The 19,527-nt window shown below is 72.1% G+C and carries 16 protein-coding genes; 10 read left to right on the forward strand and 6 right to left on the reverse strand.

Going from position 1 to position 19,527, the window contains the following annotated elements; translation table 11 throughout:
* Positions 1-100 precede the first annotated feature (100 nt).
* Complete coding sequence (locus tag AAEP86_RS17875; protein ID WP_420368623.1) at positions 101-1,018, forward strand: pentapeptide repeat-containing protein; 918 nt, start codon at positions 101-103, stop codon at positions 1,016-1,018.
* Here AAEP86_RS17875 and rsmA read toward each other — a convergent pair.
* The 4 genes from rsmA to rsmI all read right to left on the reverse strand — a co-directional run bounded on the left by rsmA (position 963) and on the right by rsmI (position 5,241).
* Positions 963-1,814, reverse strand: coding sequence for a 16S rRNA (adenine(1518)-N(6)/adenine(1519)-N(6))-dimethyltransferase RsmA (gene rsmA, locus AAEP86_RS17880; RefSeq protein ID WP_420370526.1), 852 nt, complete (start codon positions 1,812-1,814; stop codon positions 963-965). The two genes, AAEP86_RS17875 and rsmA, sit on opposite strands and share 56 nt — an antisense overlap.
* 2 nt (positions 1,815-1,816) lie before the next feature.
* Positions 1,817-2,725 (reverse strand): TatD family hydrolase, encoded by a 909-nt coding sequence (locus tag AAEP86_RS17885; RefSeq protein WP_420368624.1) that lies wholly within the window; start codon positions 2,723-2,725, stop codon positions 1,817-1,819.
* On the reverse strand, positions 2,722-4,299 hold the full coding sequence (gene metG, locus AAEP86_RS17890; protein ID WP_420368625.1) for a methionine--tRNA ligase: 1,578 nt from the start codon (positions 4,297-4,299) through the stop codon (positions 2,722-2,724). Before metG ends, AAEP86_RS17885 begins: the two co-directional genes overlap by 4 nt.
* Before the next feature lie 120 nt (positions 4,300-4,419).
* Positions 4,420-5,241, reverse strand: a complete 822-nt coding sequence (gene rsmI, locus AAEP86_RS17895; protein ID WP_420368626.1) for a 16S rRNA (cytidine(1402)-2'-O)-methyltransferase — start codon at positions 5,239-5,241, stop codon at positions 4,420-4,422.
* A gap of 53 nt (positions 5,242-5,294) precedes the next feature.
* Here rsmI and AAEP86_RS17900 point away from each other — a divergent pair, with 53 nt between their 5' ends.
* Entirely contained in the window at positions 5,295-6,926 is a 1,632-nt protein-coding gene (locus tag AAEP86_RS17900) for a dolichyl-phosphate-mannose--protein mannosyltransferase (protein WP_420368627.1), read from the forward strand.
* 25 nt (positions 6,927-6,951) lie between these two features.
* Here AAEP86_RS17900 and AAEP86_RS17905 read toward each other — a convergent pair whose 3' ends face one another.
* Complete coding sequence (locus tag AAEP86_RS17905) at positions 6,952-7,608, reverse strand: TetR/AcrR family transcriptional regulator (protein WP_420368628.1); 657 nt, start codon at positions 7,606-7,608, stop codon at positions 6,952-6,954.
* A gap of 159 nt (positions 7,609-7,767) precedes the next feature.
* On the opposite strand from AAEP86_RS17905, the gene AAEP86_RS17910 reads away from it, so the two are divergent.
* The 7 genes from AAEP86_RS17910 (at position 7,768) to AAEP86_RS17940 (ending at position 18,282) form a co-directional block, all read left to right on the forward strand.
* Complete coding sequence (locus AAEP86_RS17910; RefSeq protein ID WP_420368629.1) at positions 7,768-9,309, forward strand: MFS transporter; 1,542 nt, start codon at positions 7,768-7,770, stop codon at positions 9,307-9,309.
* A 181-nt stretch (positions 9,310-9,490) separates the two neighbouring features.
* On the forward strand, positions 9,491-10,345 hold the full coding sequence (locus AAEP86_RS17915; protein ID WP_420368630.1) for a sulfurtransferase: 855 nt from the start codon (positions 9,491-9,493) through the stop codon (positions 10,343-10,345).
* Positions 10,346-10,464: 119 nt separating this feature from the next.
* Positions 10,465-11,532, forward strand: coding sequence for an NAD-dependent epimerase/dehydratase family protein (locus AAEP86_RS17920; RefSeq protein ID WP_420368631.1), 1,068 nt, complete (start codon positions 10,465-10,467; stop codon positions 11,530-11,532).
* A gap of 4 nt (positions 11,533-11,536) precedes the next feature.
* Positions 11,537-12,067 (forward strand): ATPase, encoded by a 531-nt coding sequence (locus AAEP86_RS17925; RefSeq protein WP_420368632.1) that lies wholly within the window; start codon positions 11,537-11,539, stop codon positions 12,065-12,067.
* A 78-nt stretch (positions 12,068-12,145) separates the two neighbouring features.
* Positions 12,146-14,011: a thioredoxin domain-containing protein gene (locus tag AAEP86_RS17930; RefSeq protein WP_420368633.1), complete on the forward strand. Its 1,866-nt coding sequence runs from the start codon at positions 12,146-12,148 to the stop codon at positions 14,009-14,011.
* 34 nt (positions 14,012-14,045) lie between these two features.
* Entirely contained in the window at positions 14,046-17,894 is a 3,849-nt protein-coding gene (gene hrpA / locus AAEP86_RS17935) for an ATP-dependent RNA helicase HrpA (protein ID WP_420368634.1), read from the forward strand.
* Positions 17,895-17,913: 19 nt separating this feature from the next.
* Positions 17,914-18,282: a VOC family protein gene (locus AAEP86_RS17940; protein WP_420368635.1), complete on the forward strand. Its 369-nt coding sequence runs from the start codon at positions 17,914-17,916 to the stop codon at positions 18,280-18,282.
* Here AAEP86_RS17940 and AAEP86_RS17945 read toward each other — a convergent pair.
* Positions 18,263-18,820: a YbaK/EbsC family protein gene (locus AAEP86_RS17945; RefSeq protein ID WP_420368636.1), complete on the reverse strand. Its 558-nt coding sequence runs from the start codon at positions 18,818-18,820 to the stop codon at positions 18,263-18,265. The genes AAEP86_RS17940 and AAEP86_RS17945 overlap by 20 nt on opposite strands.
* Positions 18,821-18,861: 41 nt before the next feature.
* Here AAEP86_RS17945 and AAEP86_RS17950 point away from each other — a divergent pair, with 41 nt between their 5' ends.
* Positions 18,862-19,515, forward strand: coding sequence for a CatA-like O-acetyltransferase (locus AAEP86_RS17950; protein ID WP_420368637.1), 654 nt, complete (start codon positions 18,862-18,864; stop codon positions 19,513-19,515).
* Positions 19,516-19,527: the final 12 nt, after the last annotated feature.

Genomic DNA, 19,527 nt, shown 5'->3' on the forward strand with positions numbered 1-19,527 from the left:
GAGCTCGAGCACCGCTCCGGTCGTGCGGGCGTCCGGCCTCCCCACGAGCGGCGCCGCGGCGCGAGATGATGGAGCGCCCGACCGACGGACTGGAGCCCGCATGACCCGCACCCGCGTGGCGCTCGGCCGCCGCGAGGACCTCGGCGCCGACTGCGCGAACTGCTTCGGGCTCTGCTGCGTCGCCCTGGCCTTCGCGAAGTCCGCCGACTTCCCGTTCGACAAGGACGCCGGCGACCCGTGCGAGAACCTCGACGAGACCGACGGGTGCCGCATCCACCCGCACCTCCGGGAACGCGGGTTCGCCGGCTGCACGGTCTTCGACTGCTCCGGGGCCGGCCAGAAGGTGTCCCGGCACACCTTCGCCGGACGCTCGTGGCGGGACGACGCGGCGACGCAGCGCTCGATGTTCGCCGCGTTCCCGATCGTGCGGCGCCTGCACGACCTGCTCCGGTACCTCGACGAGGCGGTCGCGCTCGTGCAGGGCGTCGACCGCGCCGACGAGCAGCGCTGGCTGGACGCGTTCGAACGGGTCCGCCTGCTGAGCGACGGCACGCCCGAGGAGCTCGCGGCACTCGACGTCGACGCCGAGTACGACCGCGGCCGTCCGCTGCTGGTCGAGGCGAGCGAGGCGATCCGCGCGGACGCTCCCGTCGGAGCACCCGACCGACGGCTGGTGCCCGGCGCCGACCTGGTCGGGGCCGACCTGCGCGGTGCCGACCTCCGGGGTCGGACGCTGCGCGGCAGCCTGGCGATCGCCGCCGACCTGCGCGGTGCGGTGCTCGACCGGTGCGACATGCTCGGCGTGGACCTGCGGGATGCGGACCTGCGCGGTGCCGACCTCCGTGGCGCCGTGTACCTCACGCAGATGCAGGTCAACGCCGCGCGGGGCGACGACGGCACACTGCTGCCGGTCGGCTTCCAGCGTCCCGGACACTGGCGGGTCGGGTCGACGGCGAACGGGGCTACGCCGCAGCGTCGAGGACGGTCCGGCCGAGGCGCACGAAGTCGTCCGCGCTGAGCATCTCACCACGGGCCGTCGGGTCCACCGCGGCCGCGGTGAGGAGCTCCGAGGCGCGCGCGCTCCCGCCCAGCACGCCGGACAGGCTCTGCCGGAGCATCTTGCGGCGCTGCTGGAACGCGCCGTCGACCAGGGCGAACACCTGCGCGCGGAGCCGTTCGTCCCCGGGCTGGTCGTGCCGGTCGAACCCGACGAGCACGCTGTCGACGTTCGGCACCGGCCAGAACACCTGTCGGCTGACCTGACCCGCGATCGACCACGAGCCGTACCAGGCGGCCTTCACGCTGGGCGACCCGTAGACCTTGCTGCCCGGTTCGGCCGCGATCCGGTACCCGACCTCGGCCTGCACCATCACCAGCGCCCGCTCGATGGAGGGGAAGGTCGCCAGGAGGTGCAGCAGCACCGGCACGGAGACGTTGTAGGGCAGGTTCGCGACGACGTGCGTCGGCGCTTCCGGCAGCTCGTCGGCGGTGAGCGCGAGCGCGTCCTGGTGCACGACCCGCAGCCGGGCGTCCGGCTGCATCGCGGACACCGTCGTGGGCAGCTGCGCAGCGAGCCGACCGTCGATCTCGACCGCGGTGACGGAGGCGCCGGTCTCGGTGAGCCCGAGCGTCAGCGACCCGAGCCCCGGGCCGATCTCGAGCACGCGGGAGTCCGGTGCGACCCGTCCGGAGGCGACGATCCGCCGCACCGTGTTGGCGTCGTGGACGAAGTTCTGTCCGAGCTTCTTCGTCGGGGTGACGTCGAGCTGGGCGGCGAGGTCCCGGATCTCCGCCGGGCCGAGCAGGGCGGCCACGCTCACTCGTCCACGGTGACGGGCTCGGCGTCCCACGCGCCGTAGACGAGCTCCGTCGTCGATGCGATCTGCGCGGCGAGCATCGAGGCGTCCGTGCCGATGGTCTCGGCCATCGACCGCAGGGTGAGCGGGATGAGGTACGGCGCGTTGGGTCGCCCGCGGAACGGCGTCGGCGTCAGGAACGGTGCGTCGGTCTCGACCATGACCAGGTGGCGGGGCGCGACGCGCAGGGCTTCGCGCAGGGGCTCCGCGTTCTTGAACGTGACCGTGCCCGCGAACGACATGTACCAACCGCGCTCGGCGCACAGGCGTGCCAGGTCGGGGCCGCCGGAGAAGCAGTGGAACACGGTCTTCTCCGGGGCGCCGACGCGGTCGAGGACCTCGACCACGGCGTCGTGCGCGTCGCGGTCGTGGATCGTCAACGCGAGGTCGTGCTCCTTCGCGATGCGGATGTGTTCCTCGAAGGAACGGATCTGCGCGTCGCGGCCGTCTTCGCCGGTACGGAAGAAGTCGAGCCCCGTCTCGCCGATCGCGCGGACCCGGGGCAGCGCCGCCAGCCGCTCGATCCCCGCGAGGTGCTCGTCGAGCAGCCCGGCAGCGTCGAGCTCCGGTGCCTCGTTCGGGTGCAGCGCCACCGCGGCGAGCACCCGGGGCTCGCGTGCGGCGATGCGGGCGGACCACTCCGAAATCGCCAGGTCGGTGCCGACCTGCACGACGCCGCGCACGCCGACGCTCGACGCGCGGTCCAGGTGCTCCCGGTAGTCGAGCGCCCCGTCACCGCCGTCGGCGATCTCCATGTGCGTGTGGTTGTCGTACACCGGCACCACGAGCGTCTGGGGCAGCGGCGGGTAGGTCAGGTCTCGCCCGGAGCCGTCCCCGTCGCCGCGGGAGCGGAGGTGCGCGTCGGTCACGCTGCGCCCTGCTCCGCCTGCTCGATCCGCGGGAAGAGTCCGCTCTCGAGCGGCACGACGTGGTCCGCGCCCTGCCACTCGTACGCACGGTCGACGCGCTGCTCGGCGATCGACCCGCCGGCGCCGATCGCGGCCCAGAGCTTCTCGGTCGCCTTCGGCATCACCGGCGAGAGCAGCACCGCGACGGTGCCGAGACCGCGGAGCGCGGTGGTCAGGACGGTGCCGAGCCGCTCGCGGTTCGCGTCGTCCTTCGCCAGGGCCCACGGCTGCTGCTCGGTGATGTACCCGTTCAGCGCGTCGACGAGTTCCCACACGGCGGCGATGGCCTCGTGCGGGGCGAAGGCCGCGATGGCCGCGTCGGCGCGTTCGGTGACGGACACGGCGAGGTCGTCGACCGCCTGGTCGGACGCGGACAGCTCGCCGCGGGCAGGGACGGCCCCGTCGAAGTACTTCTGCAGCATCGCGACCAGCCGTGAGGCGAGGTTGCCGAAGCCGTTGGCGAGCTCGGCCTGGTAGCGGGCGGAGATGTCCTCCCAGCTGAAGTTGCCGTCCTGGCCGAAGGTGATCGAGCGCAGGAAGTAGTACCGGAACGCGTCCGAGCCGAAGGTGTCGGTGATCTCCGACGGCGCGATGCCGGTCAGCTTCGACTTCGACATCTTCTCGCCGCCGACGAGCAGCCAGCCGTGGCCGAAGACGCGCTCCGGGACGGGCAGCCCGGCGGCCATGAGCATGGCGGGCCAGATCACCGCGTGGAAGCGGGCGATGTCCTTGCCGACGATGTGGACGCTCGGCCAGAGGCGACGGAACGCTTCGTCGTCGTCGCTGCCGTAGCCGAGCGCCGTGACGTAGTTGAGGAGCGCGTCGAACCACACGTACAGCACGTGGTCGCTGTCCCACGGGATCTGGATGCCCCAGTCGAAGCTCGACCGCGAGATCGACAGGTCGCGCAGCCCCTGCTTGACGAACGAGACGATCTCGTTGCGGACGCTCTCCGGCTGGATGAACAGCGGGTTCGACTCGTAGAGGTCGAGCAGCGGCTGCTCGAAGTCGCTCATGCGGAAGAAGTAGTTGCGCTCGGACAGCACCTCGACCGGGATCGAGTGGATCGCGCAGACCTGCTGCCCCTCGTACGCGCCGGTGCCGGGGACGAGGTCGCTCGGCTGCTTGTACTCCTCGCAGCCCACGCAGTAGAAGCCCTCGAACTCGCCGGCGTAGATGTAGCCGTCGTCGTAGAGCTTCTGGAGGAACGCCGTCACGCCGCGCTCGTGGCGCTCGTCGGTGGTGCGGATGAAGTCGTCGTTCGCCACGTCGACCGTGTCGAGCAGCGGCTTCCAGGCGTCGGTCACCAGTCGGTCGGCCCACTCCTTCGGAGTGACCTCGTTCGCGCTGGCGGTGCGCAGGATCTTCTGTCCGTGCTCGTCGGTGCCGGTGAGCAGCCAGGTGTCGTCGCCGCGCTGCCGGTGCCAGCGCGCGAGGACGTCCGCCGCGACCTCGGTGTAGGCGTGCCCGATGTGGGGCACGTCGTTCACGTAGAAGATCGGCGTGGTGATGCTGAACGAGGACCCGTCGGACATGCGGACCATCCTACGGGCGCGCCGGAGCCGCGTGACGCGCCCCGCGCGCAGCCTGTGGAGAACCGGACGGGAGGCTCGTGGCGGCACCGCACCGCGCCTCCAGACCGGTGGTGCGCGCCGTCACCGCGCCGCGAGCGCACCCTCGTAGAGGTCGCGTTTCGAGAGCCCGGTCGCGTCCGCGACGGCCGCCGCGGCCTCCTTCATGCGGGAGCCGGCGGCGACCCGCTCGAGCACGAGCCGGACGCCGTCCTCGATCGTGGCGACGTCCTGCTCGCCGGTCGACCCCTCGACGACGACGCAGATCTCACCGCGGACCCCCTCGGCCGCCCAGGAGGCGAGCTCGGCGAGGGAACCGCGACGGACCTCCTCGTGGAGCTTCGTCAGCTCGCGGCAGACCACCGCGCGCCGGTCGTCGCCGAACCCGGCGGCCATGTCGACCAGGGTGTCCGGCAACCGGTGCGGCGACTCGAAGAAGACCATCGTCCGCTGCTCCCCGGACAGCGACGCGAAGCGACGCCGGCGCTCCCCGCCCTTGCGGGTGGGGAACCCCTCGAACGAGAACCGGTCCGTCGGCAGGCCGGAGACGGCGAGCGCCATCAGCACGGCGGACGGACCCGGCAGCGCGGTCACGGTCACGCCGGCGGCCGCTGCCGCCTCGACCAACGGGAAGCCGGGGTCGCTGATCGCGGGCATGCCGGCGTCGGTGAGGACGACCACGTCCTCGTCGCGGGCGAGCTCGACCACCTCGGCGGCCTTCGCCCGCTCGTTGTGCTCGTGCAGGGCGATGAGCCGCGGACGGTTCTCGATGCCGAGCGCGCGCATCAGGTGGATCGCGGTCCGGGTGTCCTCGGCCGCCACCACGCTCGCGTTCGAGAGCGTCTCGACCAGCCTCCGGGAGGCGTCGCCGAGGTTGCCGATGGGCGTTGCTGCGAGCACGATCACCTCCCCATTGTGGTGGCAGGTCCGTCGTGGGTGCGATCCGTAGGATGCTGCCGATGACCAGCGAGCTGACCGACGACCGCACCGCCGTCCCCGACGGGCCGGTCGGCTCCCGTCTCGACGACTGGTGGGGGCGGGTGCTCTCGACGTCGCGGCGGGTCGCGGTCTGGCGGTGGACGGGTCCGCTCGCGGTCACGCTGCTGGCCGCCGTGCTGCGCCTCGTCGGGCTCGGGCACCCGCACTCGCTCGTCTTCGACGAGACGTACTACGTCAAGGACGGCTGGTCGATCGTGCACCTCGGGTACGAGGGCACGTGGCCGGGCAACCCGAACGACGACTCGCTGCCGACGACGGACGAGCGCTTCGCGTCCGGCGAGACCTCGATCTTCACCAGCGCGGCGGAGTTCATCGCGCACCCACCGCTCGGCAAGTACCTCATCGGCCTCGGCATGCTGCTGTTCGGCGCCGACGACTCCTTCGGCTGGCGGTTCGCGGTCGCCGTGCTCGGCATCGCGACGGTGTTCCTGACCGCGGTGATCGCGCGGTCGCTGTTCCGCTCGACGCTCGTCGGCACGCTCGCGGGCTTCCTGCTGGCGGTCGACGGCCAGGCGATCGTGATGTCCCGCGTGACGCTGCTCGACGGGATCCTGACGTTCTTCGTCGTGCTCGGCTTCGGCGCGCTCCTGCTCGACCGGCGGTGGACGTCGCGCCGGCTCGACGCGTGGGTCGCGAAGCGGGCGGCAGCGGGGCGGGACACGCTCTGGGGGCCGGTGCTCTGGTGGCGGCCCTGGCTGCTGGCGATGGGCCTCGCCCTCGGCCTGGCGACGGCGACGAAGTGGTCCGGGATGTACTTCCTGGCGTTCTTCGCGGTGTACTCCGTGCTCACCGACATGATGCTGCGCAGGCGCGCCGGTGTGGAGTTCTGGTCGTCGAGCGCCTGGCTGCAGCAGGGCCCGGTGTCGTTCCTGCTCACCGTGCCGATCGCGGCGGTCACGTACGTGGCGTCGTGGACCGGCTGGTTCGTCTCGAAGGACGGCTGGGACCGCGACTGGATCGCGTCCGGCGGACAGCGCTGGACGGGCGTGCTCTCGTGGGTCCCGGACAGCCTGCAGAACTGGTGGCACTACCAGTCCGAGATCTACGGCTTCAACATCGGGCTGCACACCCCGCACTCGTACCAGGCGAACCCGCTGCTCTGGCTCCTGATGCAGCGGCCGACGTCGATGTACTACGTGGGCACGAACGCCGGGCAGGACGGCTGCACGGCGACCCGGTGCGGCGAGGCGATCACGGGCATCGCGAACCCGTTCGTCTGGTACGCGGCGGTCGTCGCGACGGTGGCGTTGCTCGTGCTCTGGGTCCTGCGGCGGCGGTGGGAGTACGCCTTCGTCCTGATGGGCGTCGGGGCGGGGTACCTGCCGTGGCTGCTCTACGTCGACCGGACGGTCTTCCAGTTCTACACGATCGCGTTCGAGCCGTTCATGGTGATGGCTCTGGCGGCGGCGATCGGGCTCGTGCTCGGGTCGCGGTCGGACCCGCGTCCGCGGAGGACCCGTGCCGTCGTGTGGGTCGGCGTGTACCTCGGGGTCGTCGTGCTCGCCTCGGCGTACTGGTACCCGATGTGGACCGGCATCCAGGTGCCGTGGGACTTCATCCGGTCCCACTACTGGTTGCCCAGCTGGTTGTAGGGGCGCCGGGCCGTCCGGCGTCGGGTCAGGACTGCGCGTGCAGTGCGCGCTCGATCGACTCGCGGTCGAGGGGTTCGCCGATCATCGGCGCCTCGGTGCCACCGGGCAGGATGCCCTCCACGATCACCTCGGCGTACCGGCGCCAGGCGTTCGGGTCGTGCGCGCGGGTGGCGTCCGCCACGGACCCGACCATCGTCGTGAGCATGGGCAGGTCGCGGTAGTCGAAGCCGACGCGCACCACCCCGGCGTCACGTGCGCGACCGATGATCGCGGACACCTGCGACTCGAGCCGGTCGCGCTCGTGCACGATCGACGGCCGGGACTTCCCCGCGCGGACGATGGCGTCGGCCAGTGCGCGGTCGCGGGCACGGAACTCGAACACGCCCATCAGGTACACCCGGAGCGCTTCACGCGGGTCGGTCTCGTCGGCGGCGCGGGCCGCGGCGTCGTTCATCGCCTCGAACTTCGTCGCGAGGAGCGCCTCGATCAGGGCGTCCTTGTCGGCGAACCGGCGGTACACGGTGCCGACCCCGACCCCGGCCTCGTGCGCGATGTCGTTCAGCGTCACGGACAGGCCCCGCTCGGCGAAGCACTTCCGCGCCGTCTGCAGGATCAGCTCGCGGTTGCGTGCGGCGTCTGCGCGGAGGGGGCGCTCGAGTTCGGCGGAGTCGGTGGTGCTCACCCGTCGACCGTAGTTGAACTTTCTGGGAATAAGTGGATGCGGAGCTTCCGTTTCGGTCTACACTGATCACAAGCGGATGCCTCGCATCCGGTTGACCCATCTTCCCGAGGACGCCCGACGGTGCGCGCCCCTCCCTCCACCTTCTCGAAGGAGGCTGCCGTGACGGCAGAACGAACCGTGCCGACCCCCACCGGGGCAGCACCCACGACTCCAGGCACCACCCCCGCCAAGGCCAACCACCGCTGGATCGCCCTGGCGGTCATCGCCCTCGCGCAGCTGATGGTGGTGCTCGACGCCACCATCGTGAACATCGCGCTCCCCTCCGCGCAGGCGGACCTCGGCTTCGGCACCGACCAGCGGCAGTGGATCGTCACGGCCTACTCGCTCGCGTTCGGTTCCCTGCTCCTGCTCGGCGGCCGCCTCGGTGACCTGTTCGGCCGGAAGAACACCTTCATCATCGGCCTCGTCGGGTTCGCCGTCGCCTCGGTGCTCGGCGGCCTGGCGGACTCGTTCGGTCTGCTCGTCGCGGCCCGCGCGCTGCAGGGCGTGTTCGGCGCGCTGCTCGCCCCGTCCGCGCTCGGCATGCTGACCACCACCTTCCGCGACCCGAAGGAACGCGGTCGCGCCTTCGGCATCTTCGGCTCCATCGCGGGTTCCGGCGCGGCCATCGGGCTGCTCCTCGGCGGCGTGCTCACCGAGTACGCGTCGTGGCGCTGGTGCCTCTACGTGAACGTCGTCTTCGCCGTGCTCGGCGTCATCGGCGCCCTCGTCTTCATGGAGAAGCCGCCGAAGGTCGAGCGTCCGCGCATCGACGTGCTCGGCGTCGTGGCGATCACCCTCGGCCTGGTCGGCGTCGTCTACGGCTTCTCGAACGCCGAGACGAACGGCTGGGACTCCCCCGTCACGATCGCGATGCTCGCCGTGGGCGTCGTGCTCATCGCCGCGTTCGTGTTCATCGAGACCCGGGTCGCGCACCCGCTGCTCCCGCTCCGTGTCGTCCTCGACCGCGACCGCGGCGGCTCGTTCGTGGCGATCGGCCTCGTGGCGATCGGCATGTTCGGCATCTTCCTGTTCCTGACCTACTACCTCGAGCAGACCCTCGGGTTCTCCTCGCTGCAGACGGGTCTGGCGTTCCTGCCGATGCCGCTCTCGATCATGATCTCGGCGACGCAGATCGGTGGCCGCCTGCTGCCCCGCGTCGGCCCGAAGGTGCTGATCTTCGCCGGCGGCCTCGTCGCGGCGACCGGACTCCTGCTCCTCCTCCGTACCGACCTCGACAGCTCCTACGCAGGCACCGTCCTGCCCGCGCTGGTCGTCATCGGCCTCGGCATGGGCACGATCTTCTCGTCCGCGATGAACACCGCGACGACCGGGGTCGCCCGCGCCGACGCCGGCGTGGCCTCGGCGACCGTCAACACGATGCAGCAGATCGGCGGCTCGATCGGCACCGCGCTGCTCTCGACGATCTTCGCCGACGTCGTGAAGGACAGCCTCTCCGGGTTGTCCGGCGCCCCCACGAAGCTGCAGCAGGCGCAGGCCGTGCTCGACGGCTACCACGTGGCCTTCGGCATCTCGGCCGGCGTGCTCGTGCTGGTCGCCCTGGCCGGCGGGCTCCTGATCAACCGGCAGCGGGTGCGGCTCGACAAGCTCGCGCACGCCAGCTCCGCCGTGACCGGGAGCATCCCGGCCGCCGCGCACTGACACACCCGCCCGTCGAACGGCCCGTCCCGGTTCCGGGACGGGCCGTTCTGCGTGCGGCCGGACGGTGGGACGCGCGGGGCGGGGCGCGGCGCGGCGCGCACGCCGCACTCCGGCACCCACGCGTTGCGCCGTGTGTCCGCTTCCCTCGCACACGTCAGGGGTCGCGCTTACCCTGACGGACATGGCCCCCGTCCTGACCTCGCCGCTCGTGTCGACGCAGTGGCTCGCAGACCACCTCGGTGCTGACGAGCTCGTCGTGCTCGACGCCTCCGTGCACACGGAGGGCAACGGCCTCGAGACGATGTGGCACACCGCCGAGGACTCCTACGAGCAGCGAGGCCACGTCCCCGGCGCGCGGTACGCCGACCTCGTCCGGGCGTTCTCGACGCCGGACGCCGACCTCCCCTTCACCCGTCCCGGCGCCGAGCGGTTCGAAGCCGCGGCACAGGAACTCGGGGTGTCGAACACGTCGACCGTGGTGGTCTACGACGACAGCCTCGGCGAGTGGTCGGCGCGCCTCTGGTGGATCTTCCGCTCGTTCGGCTTCGACTCCGTCGCGGTGCTCGACGGCGGCTTCACGAAGTGGCGCGACGAGGGCCGGCCCGTGCGGGTCGGGGCACTCCGTGCTGCGCCGTCACCGTCGCCGACGGCGTTCCTGGCCGGCGAGGAACGCCCGCTCTGGGCCGACCACGACCGCGTGCTCCGGGCCGTCACCGGCGAGCAGCCCGCGTCGCTGGTCCTGGCCGCGCCCGCGTCCGACCTCGGTGTCGAGCACCCACCCGTGGTCCCCGGCACGACCACCATCGCCGTGGACACCCTCGTCGATCCGGACACCAACGCCTACCTGCGCGGGGCGGAGCTCGAGGCCGCCTTCGCCGAGGTCATCGACGCCGACGAGATCGTCACCTATTGCGGCGTGGGCTCCGCTGCCTGCGTCGACGCGCTCGCACTGACGGTGCTCGGGCACGAGAAGGTGCGGGTGTACGACGGGTCGCTCCTGGACTGGTGGCGACACGAGGAGTCCCTGGCGTCCTGACGCGCCACGCCCGGCGCACGCCCGCGACGCCGCGTCCGACGCGCCCCGCCCGACGCACGCCCGCGACGCCCAGTCCGCAGCACCGCGCCCCCACACCCCTGCGCACTACGGTTGCACCCATGAGCACCAGACGCGCGGTCGTCCTCGGCGGCACCGGCGGCATCGGCTCGGCCGTCGCCCGGGAACTCCTCGACGCCTCGGGGCGTGGCGGCGACGACTGGCAGGTCGAGGTGGTGGCCCGTCGCGGAGGCCCCGTCGCCGATGCACTGACCGCAGCCGGTGCCTCGTTCACGGCTGGTGACCGGCGCGACACGAGCACGCTCCGCGACCTCCTGCGTCCCGGCGCAGACCTCCTCGTCGACACGGTCGGCGCGACCCGCGACGACGCCGTGCAGCTCCGGCCGTTCCTGGACGACGTGGGGTCGACGGTGTTCGTGTCCTCGAAGGCCGTCTACGTCGACGAACAGGGGCGACACGCCAACTCGACGGACAAGCCGGTCTTCGGCGGAGCGGTCACCGAGCTGCAGCCCACCCTCACCGCGGCGGACGGCGACCCGACGAGCCGCGACGGCTACGGAGCCGCGAAGGTCGCTGCCGAGCAGGTCCTCCTCGACCACGGCGCCCCGGTCACGGTGCTGCGCCCGTCGAAGGTGTACGGCGTCGGCATCGGTCGACCGCGTGAGTGGTTCGTCGTCCGGCGGGTGCTCGACGGCCGCGAGCGCGTGCTGCTCGCCGACCGCGGTCGAGGCGTCGACCACACCACCGCGGCGAGCGGCATCGGGTCGCTCGTGCGGCTCCTCGCGGACGCTCCCGACCGTCGCATCCTCAACGTCGCGGACGACGCGGCGCCGTCCGTCCTCGAGATCGTCCGGACGATCGCCGGCCACCTCGACCACACCTTCGACGAGGTCCTGCTCGACGAGGACGCCCCGGCGTTCGTCGGGACGACGCCGTGGTCGTCGCCGTCGCCGTTCGTCCTCGACACCACCGCCGCGAGGGCACTCGGCTGGTCTCCGCCGTCGTTCGCGTCGGCCGTCGTGCCCGAGCTCGACTGGCTCGTCGAGACCGCGCACGCCGTCCCCGTCGACGGCGACGTGCCCTGGGCGGAGGACCCGTTCTGGGACCGCATGTTCGACTACGGGCCCGAGGACGCCGCGCTCGCCCTGCTCTCACTCGGCCTGGGCTGAGCCCGTGCCCCGGTCCGAGGTCCTCTTCGTCGGGGGTCGCTCCGGCGTGGGGAAGTCGACCGCGGCCGCGGCGCTGCACGACCTGCTGGTGGCCGCCGACGTCCGGCACGCGGTGATCGAGGGCGACGTCCTCGACCTCGCCCACCCCGCGCCCCACGTCGAGCACCCGGAGGCGCACCTCGCCGAGCGGAACCTCGCCGCGATGTGGGCCCGGTACCGCGAGCTGGGTCACCACCGGCTCGTCTACACGAACACCGTGTCGGTGCTCGAACACGAGCGTCTCGCCGCCGCGATGGGCGACGACCCGGTCGTCACCGTGGTGCTGCTGCGGGCCGGCGACGCCGTCGTCGCCGATCGGCTCACCAGACGGGCGGGCGGCTCGACCCCGCAGGCGCAGCTCGCGCACAGCACGCGCACGGCCGGGAGGCTCGACACGGCCACCGCGGACACGGTCACCAGGCTGGACACCGACTCCACCGCCCCGCTCGCGGTGGCGCGTCGGCTCGCGTCCCTGACGGGGTGGATCCCGGACTGAGCCTGTGGAGGACGGCGAGTTCTCCACGCACGACGGCGCTGACGGCCGTGCCCAGCGACGACGGGGCACGCTGGAGGCATGAACGACAACCGGCTCGGCACCTCGGTCAGCCCGTACCTCCGCCTGCACGCCGACAACCCGGTGGACTGGCGCGAGTGGGGTCCCGACGCCTTCGCCGAAGCGCGGGAACGGGGTGTCCCCGTCCTCGTCTCGGTCGGGTACGCGACGTGCCACTGGTGCCACGTGATGGCACGGGAGACCTTCGCGGACCCCGAGGTCGGCGAACTCCTGCGGCGGGACTTCGTCGCCGTCAAGGTCGACCGGGAAGAACGGCCCGACGTCGACGCCAGCCTGATGGCCGCGGCGAGCGCCTTCACCCAGCAGCTCGGCTGGCCGCTGACGACGTTCCTGACGCCGGACGGGCACGTGTTCTTCGCGGGGACCTACTTCCCGCCGTCGCCGGTCGGGCAGGTGCCGTCGTTCCGGCAGATCACCGCCGCGGTGCTCGATGCGTGGACGGAGCGTCGGCACGAGGTCGACGCGAACGCGAGCGCCATCGCGACGGCGATCCGGCAGGGCGCCGAGGCGGACGCGACCGCCCGGACGGGTGCCGACGGCGGCGGGGCCGAGCCGCGCCTCCCGGAGGTGGACCGCATCCGGGCCGTCGCCGACCAGTTGGCGCAGGCCGAGGACACCACGTACGGCGGGTTCGGCGGCGCACCGAAGTTCCCGAGCGCACCCCTGCTCGAGTTCCTGGGCGACGTCGCAGCCGACGGCGACGGGGTCGGTGCCGGGGCGGCTGCCCTGCTCGACCGCTCCCTGCACGCGATCCGGCGCTCGGAGCTGACCGACGCCGACGGCGGGGTCTTCCGCTACGCGACCAGACGCGACTGGTCCGTCCCGCACTACGAACGCATGCTCTACGACAACGCCGGGCTGCTCCCCGTCGCCGGTGCGGAGCAGTCGCGCGGCATCGCCGACTTCCTGCGCGACACCCTCCGCCGCGACGACGGCGCGTTCGTCGCCGCCCAGGACAGCGAGTCGACCATCGACGGCCGCCGTGTCGAGGGCGAGTGGTACCGGCTGCCGCTCGACGAACGCGCGCGCCTGGACCCGCCGCCGCTCGACGACCAGGTGCTGACCGGGTGGAACGGCCTCGCGATCCGCGGGCTCGCCGTCGCCGGGGCGCGCCACGGCGACGACGAGATGGTCGAGTTGGCCCGCGGTGCAGCCGAGGCACTGCTCGCCACGCACGTCCAGGACGGTCACGTCACCGTCCGCTCGAGCTCCACCCGGGGTGCGTCCGCGGCGCCGCCGACCATCGAGGACGTCGGCCTGTTCGCCGAGGGGCTCCTCGAGCTCGCTCTCGTGACGGGCGACGTCCGGTACGCCGAGGTCGCGCGCGGCCTGGTCGACGACGGTCTCGCCGGGCGCTTCGACGTGGACCCGGTGCTCGCCGCTGCCGGCACGGCGACGGGCGAGCAGCCGCAGACCGCCCTGCGCTCCGGGACGGTCGGGCTGGCATCGGCCGCCGCCGTCCTCGCGGCGCTGACCGGCGACGACGCCTACCGGAGCGCCGCCGCACGGCTCGTCGCCGACCGGGCCGTCACCGGGACGGAACGGCCGCTCGGGCACGCCGATGCCCTGGGGGTCGCACTGACCCTGCGGCGGCCGTCGCGCGAGGTCGTCGTCGTGGCGTCCGACCCCGCCGACCCGCTCCGGGTGGCGGCGCGGACGGCACGGCGGCCGGGCACGGTCGTCGCCCTGGTCACCCCGGAGCAGGCGCGGGCGTGGTCGGCGGCCGGCTTCGACGCGTTCACGTCCCGCGACGGCGCCGATCCCGCCGGGTACGTGTGCCACGACCGGGTGTGCGCTCTGCCGGCACGGACCGGCGACGAACTCGCTGCACAGCTCGGTGCCCCGCTCGACACCCGGCTCGGCTGAGCGGCTGCGCACGCGGTTGTAAGCTGGAATGCTCATGTCGACCACGCCCGTCATCACCTACCCGCCCGAACTGCCGGTCTCGCAGCGGCGGGACGACATCGCGGCCGCCATCCGGGACAACCAGGTCGTCATCGTGGCCGGCGCCACCGGTTCGGGCAAGACGACGCAGCTGCCGAAGATCTGCCTCGAACTCGGTCGTGAGCACATCGGGCACACGCAGCCACGACGCATCGCCGCGCGCACCATCGCCGAGCGCGTGTCCGAGGAACTCGGCGGCGAACTCGGCGGCCTCGTGGGCTACCAGGTGCGCTTCACGGACCGCGTGAGCGCGGACACCCGCATCAAGGTGATGACGGACGGCATCCTGCTCAACGAGATCCACTTCGACCGCGACCTGAAGCGCTACGACACGATCATCATCGACGAGGCGCACGAGCGGTCCCTGACGATCGACTTCCTGCTCGGGTACCTCAAGCGGCTGCTGGCCCGCCGACCCGACCTCAAGCTGATCATCACGAGTGCGACGATCGACCCCGAGTCCTTCTCGAAGCACTTCGGTGGCGCCCCCATCATCGAGGTCTCCGGGCGGACGTACCCGGTGGAGATCCGGTACCGCCCGCTCGTCGCCGAGGACGTCGCCGACGACGACGCGGACGACGAGTCCGACTCGCGCACCGGCGACAGCGGCACCGGCGCCGACGACCGCGACACCCTGCAGGGCATCACGGACGCCCTCGACGAACTCGCCCAGGAATCCGCGGGCGACGTCCTCGTGTTCCTGTCCGGCGAGAACGAGATCCGCGACGCGCAGGACGCCATCGAGGGCAAGCGCTACCCCGGCACCGAGGTCCTCCCCCTGTACGGCCGCCTGTCCGCCGCCGACCAGCACCGCGTCTTCGAACGCCGGAACTCCCCCGGCGTCCGTCGACGTGTGGTCCTCGCCACGAACGTCGCCGAGACCTCGCTGACCGTCCCCGGCATCAAGTACGTCATCGACACGGGCACCGCCCGCATCTCGCGCTACTCGCCGCGGGCGAAGGTGCAGCGGCTCCCGATCGAGGCGGTCAGCCAGGCGAGCGCGAACCAGCGCTCGGGCCGAGCGGGGCGCACGAGTGCGGGCATCGCGATCCGGCTGTACTCGGAAGAGGACTTCGCGCGCCGCCCCGAGTTCACCGACCCCGAGATCCTCCGCACGAACCTCGCCGCCGTGATCCTGCAGATGATCTCGCTCGGCTTCGGCGACATCGAGTCGTTCCCGTTCCTGCAGCCACCGGACTCCCGCGGCGTGAAGGACGGCCTCGACCTGCTGCGCGAGCTCCGTGCCGTCGACAAGGGCGGGCAGATCACGAAGACCGGTCGACAGCTCACCCGTCTGCCGATCGACCCGCGGCTCGGCCGGATGGTGCTCGAGGCTGGCAGGCAGGGTGTCGGGCGCGAGGTCATCGCGATCGTCAGCGCCCTGAGCATCCAGGACCCGCGCGAACGCCCCCTCGAGAAGCGCGCGCACGCCGACCAGCTGCACGCCCGCTTCGCCGACCCGACGAGCGACTTCCTCACGCTGCTCAACCTCTGGAACCACATCGAGGACAAGCAGGAGGAACTGTCGTCGAGCGCGTTCCGACGGCTGTGCAAGGCCGAGTTCCTCAACTACCTCCGCATCCGTGAGTGGCAGGACCTGTACCGCCAGCTCTCGCGCGCCGCGAAGCAGGTCGACGTCCGGGTCGGGCAGTCCCGCAGCGACGACGGGGACGCGGTGCACCGTTCCCTGCTCGCGGGGCTGCTGAGCCAGATCGGACTGCGCGACCGCGAGAAGCGCGACTACCTCGGCTCCCGGAACACCCGGTTCGTGGTCTTCCCGGGCAGTGTCCTGGCGAAGAAGCAGCCGGACGCGGTCATGGCTGCCGAGCTCGTCGAGACGAGCCGGTTGTTCGCGCGCACCGTCGGGCGCATCGACCCGACCTGGGTCGAGCCGCTCGCCGGCGACCTGCTCAAGCGCACCTACGGCGAGCCGCACTGGGAGAAGAAGCAGGGCGCCGTCGTCGCGTACGAACGCGTCACGCTGTTCGGCGTCCCGGTGGTGCAACGTCGCCGCGTGCAGTACGCACGCATCGATCCGGTGCACTCCCGCGAGCTGTTCATCCGGCACGCCCTCGTCGAGGGCGAGTGGGAGTCGCAGCAGGCCTTCGACCGCGCGAACCGCCGCCTCCGCAAGGAACTCGAGCAGCTCGAGGAACGCACCCGTCGCCGCGACATCCTGCTCGACGACGAGAAGGTCTACGAGTTCTACGACGCCCGCGTCCCCGCCGACGTCGCCACGATGCGCGACTTCGAGGGGTGGTGGCGCACCACCCGCCGCGAGCAGCCGGACCTGCTCACCATGCGCCGCTCGGACCTCCTCGACGAGGACGCGGCCGAGGCAGCGGAGGACGACACCGAGTACCCCACCCAGTGGCGGAGCGGTGACCAGCGGCTCGCGATCAAGTACCGCTTCGAGCCGGGCGCGCAGGACGACGGCGTCAGCGTGCAGGTCCCCCTCGCGCTGCTCCCGCGCATGCGCGAGGAGGGCTTCGACTGGCAGGTGCGCGGCCTCCGCAAGGAGCTCGTCACCGCGCTCATCAAGTCGCTGCCGAAGCAGATCCGGAAGAACGTCGTGCCAGCCGCCGACTGGGCCGAGAAGATCGTCGCGGAACTGCCGGACGACGCCCCGACCGAACCCACCGAGTCGTTCCGCGCCACCCTCGCGAAGGCGATCCAGCGGATGACGTACGTGCCGGTGTCCGAGTCCGACTTCGACCTGTCCCGGGTCCCCGCACACCTGCTGCCGACGTGGGCCGTGGTCGACGAGCGCGGTCGCCGCGTCGAGGCCGGCAAGGACCTCGCGGCGCTGCAGACCAAGCTGAAGGACCGGACCCAGCAGAGCGTCGCCTCCGCGACGGTGCGTGCCGCCAACCGACCAGGAGGCGCGGCTCGCGTCGCGTCCGCGGGCGCGGGTCCGCAGGTGGAACGGTCCGGCCTGACCACGTGGCCGTCCGACGACCTGCCGCAGGTCCTCGACACGAAGCAGGCCGGCGGTGTCATCCGCGCGTACCCGGCGCTGGTCGAGGAGGGCGACGGGCCGAAGGCGACCGTCGGCGTGCAGCTCCTCGCCACCCCGTCGGACCGCACCGTCCGCATGCCCGCGGGCGTCCGGCGCCTGGTCATGCACGCGGTGCCGTCGCCGGTGTCGTACATCCAGTCGCACCTGACCGCACAGGAGAAGCTCGCCCTCGCCGCCAGTCCCTACCCCTCCACAGCGGCACTGTTCGACGACGTCCTCGCCGCCGTGGTCGACGCGGGGATCCGGCGCGAGCACCCCGACGGCCTGGTGTTCACGAAGGCGGCCTTCGACGCCGTGCGGGACGCCGTGTCCTCCACGGTCGTCGACACGATGTTCACCGCGGTGTCCGAGGTCGCAGCGGTCCTCGCCGCGCACCGCGCCGCCGAACGATCGCTGAAGCAGGCGAACTCGATGTCACTCCTGCCGGCGCTGACCGACATGCGACAGCAGATGGAACGGCTCGTGTTCCCCGGGTTCGTCTCGGTGGCCGGGCTCGACCGCCTCCGGCGCATCCGCGTGTACCTGCAGGGCGTCGACGCCCGCGTGCAGAAGCTCCTGCAGAACCCCGGCCGCGACGCCACCTGGATGCGCGAGGTCACCGTCGCCACCGATCGCTACGTCGACGCCGGCGGCACCTTCCCTCCGGCGGTCGGGGCGCACCCGGAGCTCGTGCACGCCCGGTGGATGCTCGAGGAGTTCCGGCTCAGCCTGTTCGCGCAGGAGCTCGGCACCGCCGAGACCGTCTCGCTGCAGCGCATCACGAAGGCCCTGACGGCCGCCCGCTGACCGGTCTAGCGTGTCGCCCATGATCGGCACACTCGACGTCGTCGTCCTGGACTGCCCGGACCCGCGCACACTCGCCCGCTTCTACGCCGAACTGCTCGGCGGGGAGATCGTCGGCTTCGACGAGGACTGGGCCGAGGTGGCGCTCCCCTTCACCGACCACCGCCCGATCCTCGCCTTCCAGCAGGTCACCGACTACCGGCAGCCGGAGTGGCCCGGGCAGGACGTCCCGCAGCAGAGCCACCTCGACGTGAAGGTCGACGACCTCGACACCGGCGAGGCGGCGGTGCTGGCGATCGGTGCGACGGCCACCGGATCGGGGACGGACACGTTCCGGGTCTACCTCGACCCGGCGGGGCACCCGTTCTGCCTCATCCGGCCGTCGGACTGACCGGCTCGGTCGCCAGGCCCCCGACGACGGTCACGTTCGGCAGTGCGCCGAGGACCGCTCCGGGCAGGAACAGCTTCGCGCCACGGCGCCCGGCGCCGATCACGACGTCGGGTGCGCTCAGCACGCGCTCGTCGACGTAGACGGGCCACGACGCGGGCAGGCCGATCGGTGTGATGCCGCCGTACTCCATCCCGGTCAGCTCCACCGCGTCGTCCATCGGCGCGAAGCTGGCCTTCCGCACGTCGAGGAGCTTCTTCACGACTCGGTTCACGTCGAGCTTCGTCGACGCGAGGACCACGCAGGCGGCGTAGCGGACGTCGTCGCCGCGCCGGCCGGCGACCACGATGCAGTTCGCACCGCCCTCGAGGGGGAAGCCGTACGCCTCCGAGAACGCCGCGGTGTCGGCCAGGTCCGGATCGATGGGTGCACCCTCGATGCGCGTCAGCAGTTCATGCGGCAGCGCGACGAGGGCCTCGGCGACCGGGATCGCGAGGAACCCGGTCGCGACCAGGGCGGGGACTCGTTCGAGCGTCGGCATGGCTCCACCCTACGGAGCGCCCGCCGGGCCACCCTGGAGCGGTGACGGAACCCCGACCGATCGACCTCGCGCAGTGGCCCCGACGCGAGCACTTCGAGCACTACCGACAGCGCACGCAGTGCTCGTACGAGATCACTGTCGACGTCGACGTGACCGCGTTCGTCGAGGCCGTCCGGGGCAGCGACGCGACGACGTACGCGTCCCAGATCTGGGCGATCGCGACCGTCGTCAACCGGCACCCCGAGTTCCGGATGCAGCTGCTCGACGACGGCTCCCCCGCCGTCTGGGACGTCGTGCACCCGATGTTCACCGTGTTCCACCCGGAGACCGAGACCTTCTCCGCCCTGGTCGTGTCGTACGACGACGACTTCCGACGCTTCCACGCCGCGGCCCGGAGGACGATCGACGAGTACCGCGACGACGTCCGGATGTTCCCGCAGGACGACCGGCCGCGGAACGTCTTCGACGTCTCGACCTTCCCGCGGACGTCGTTCACCGGGTTCGCCCTGCACGTCCGCGACGGGTACGACCACCTCCTGCCGATCATCACGCTCGGGCGCTACCGGACCGTGGGCGAGCGGACGGTCGTGCCGCTGGCGCTGCAGGTCAACCACGCCGCCGCCGACGGGTTCCACGCGTCACGGCTGGTCACGGAGCTCGAGGCGCTGTTCGCGGAGCCGACGTGGCTGCGGTGACCGTCCGCCCCG

It is taken from the genome of Curtobacterium sp. L1-20 (genome assembly GCF_048755855.1).
In the GTDB taxonomy this organism is placed as follows: Bacteria; Actinomycetota; Actinomycetes; order Actinomycetales; family Microbacteriaceae; genus Curtobacterium.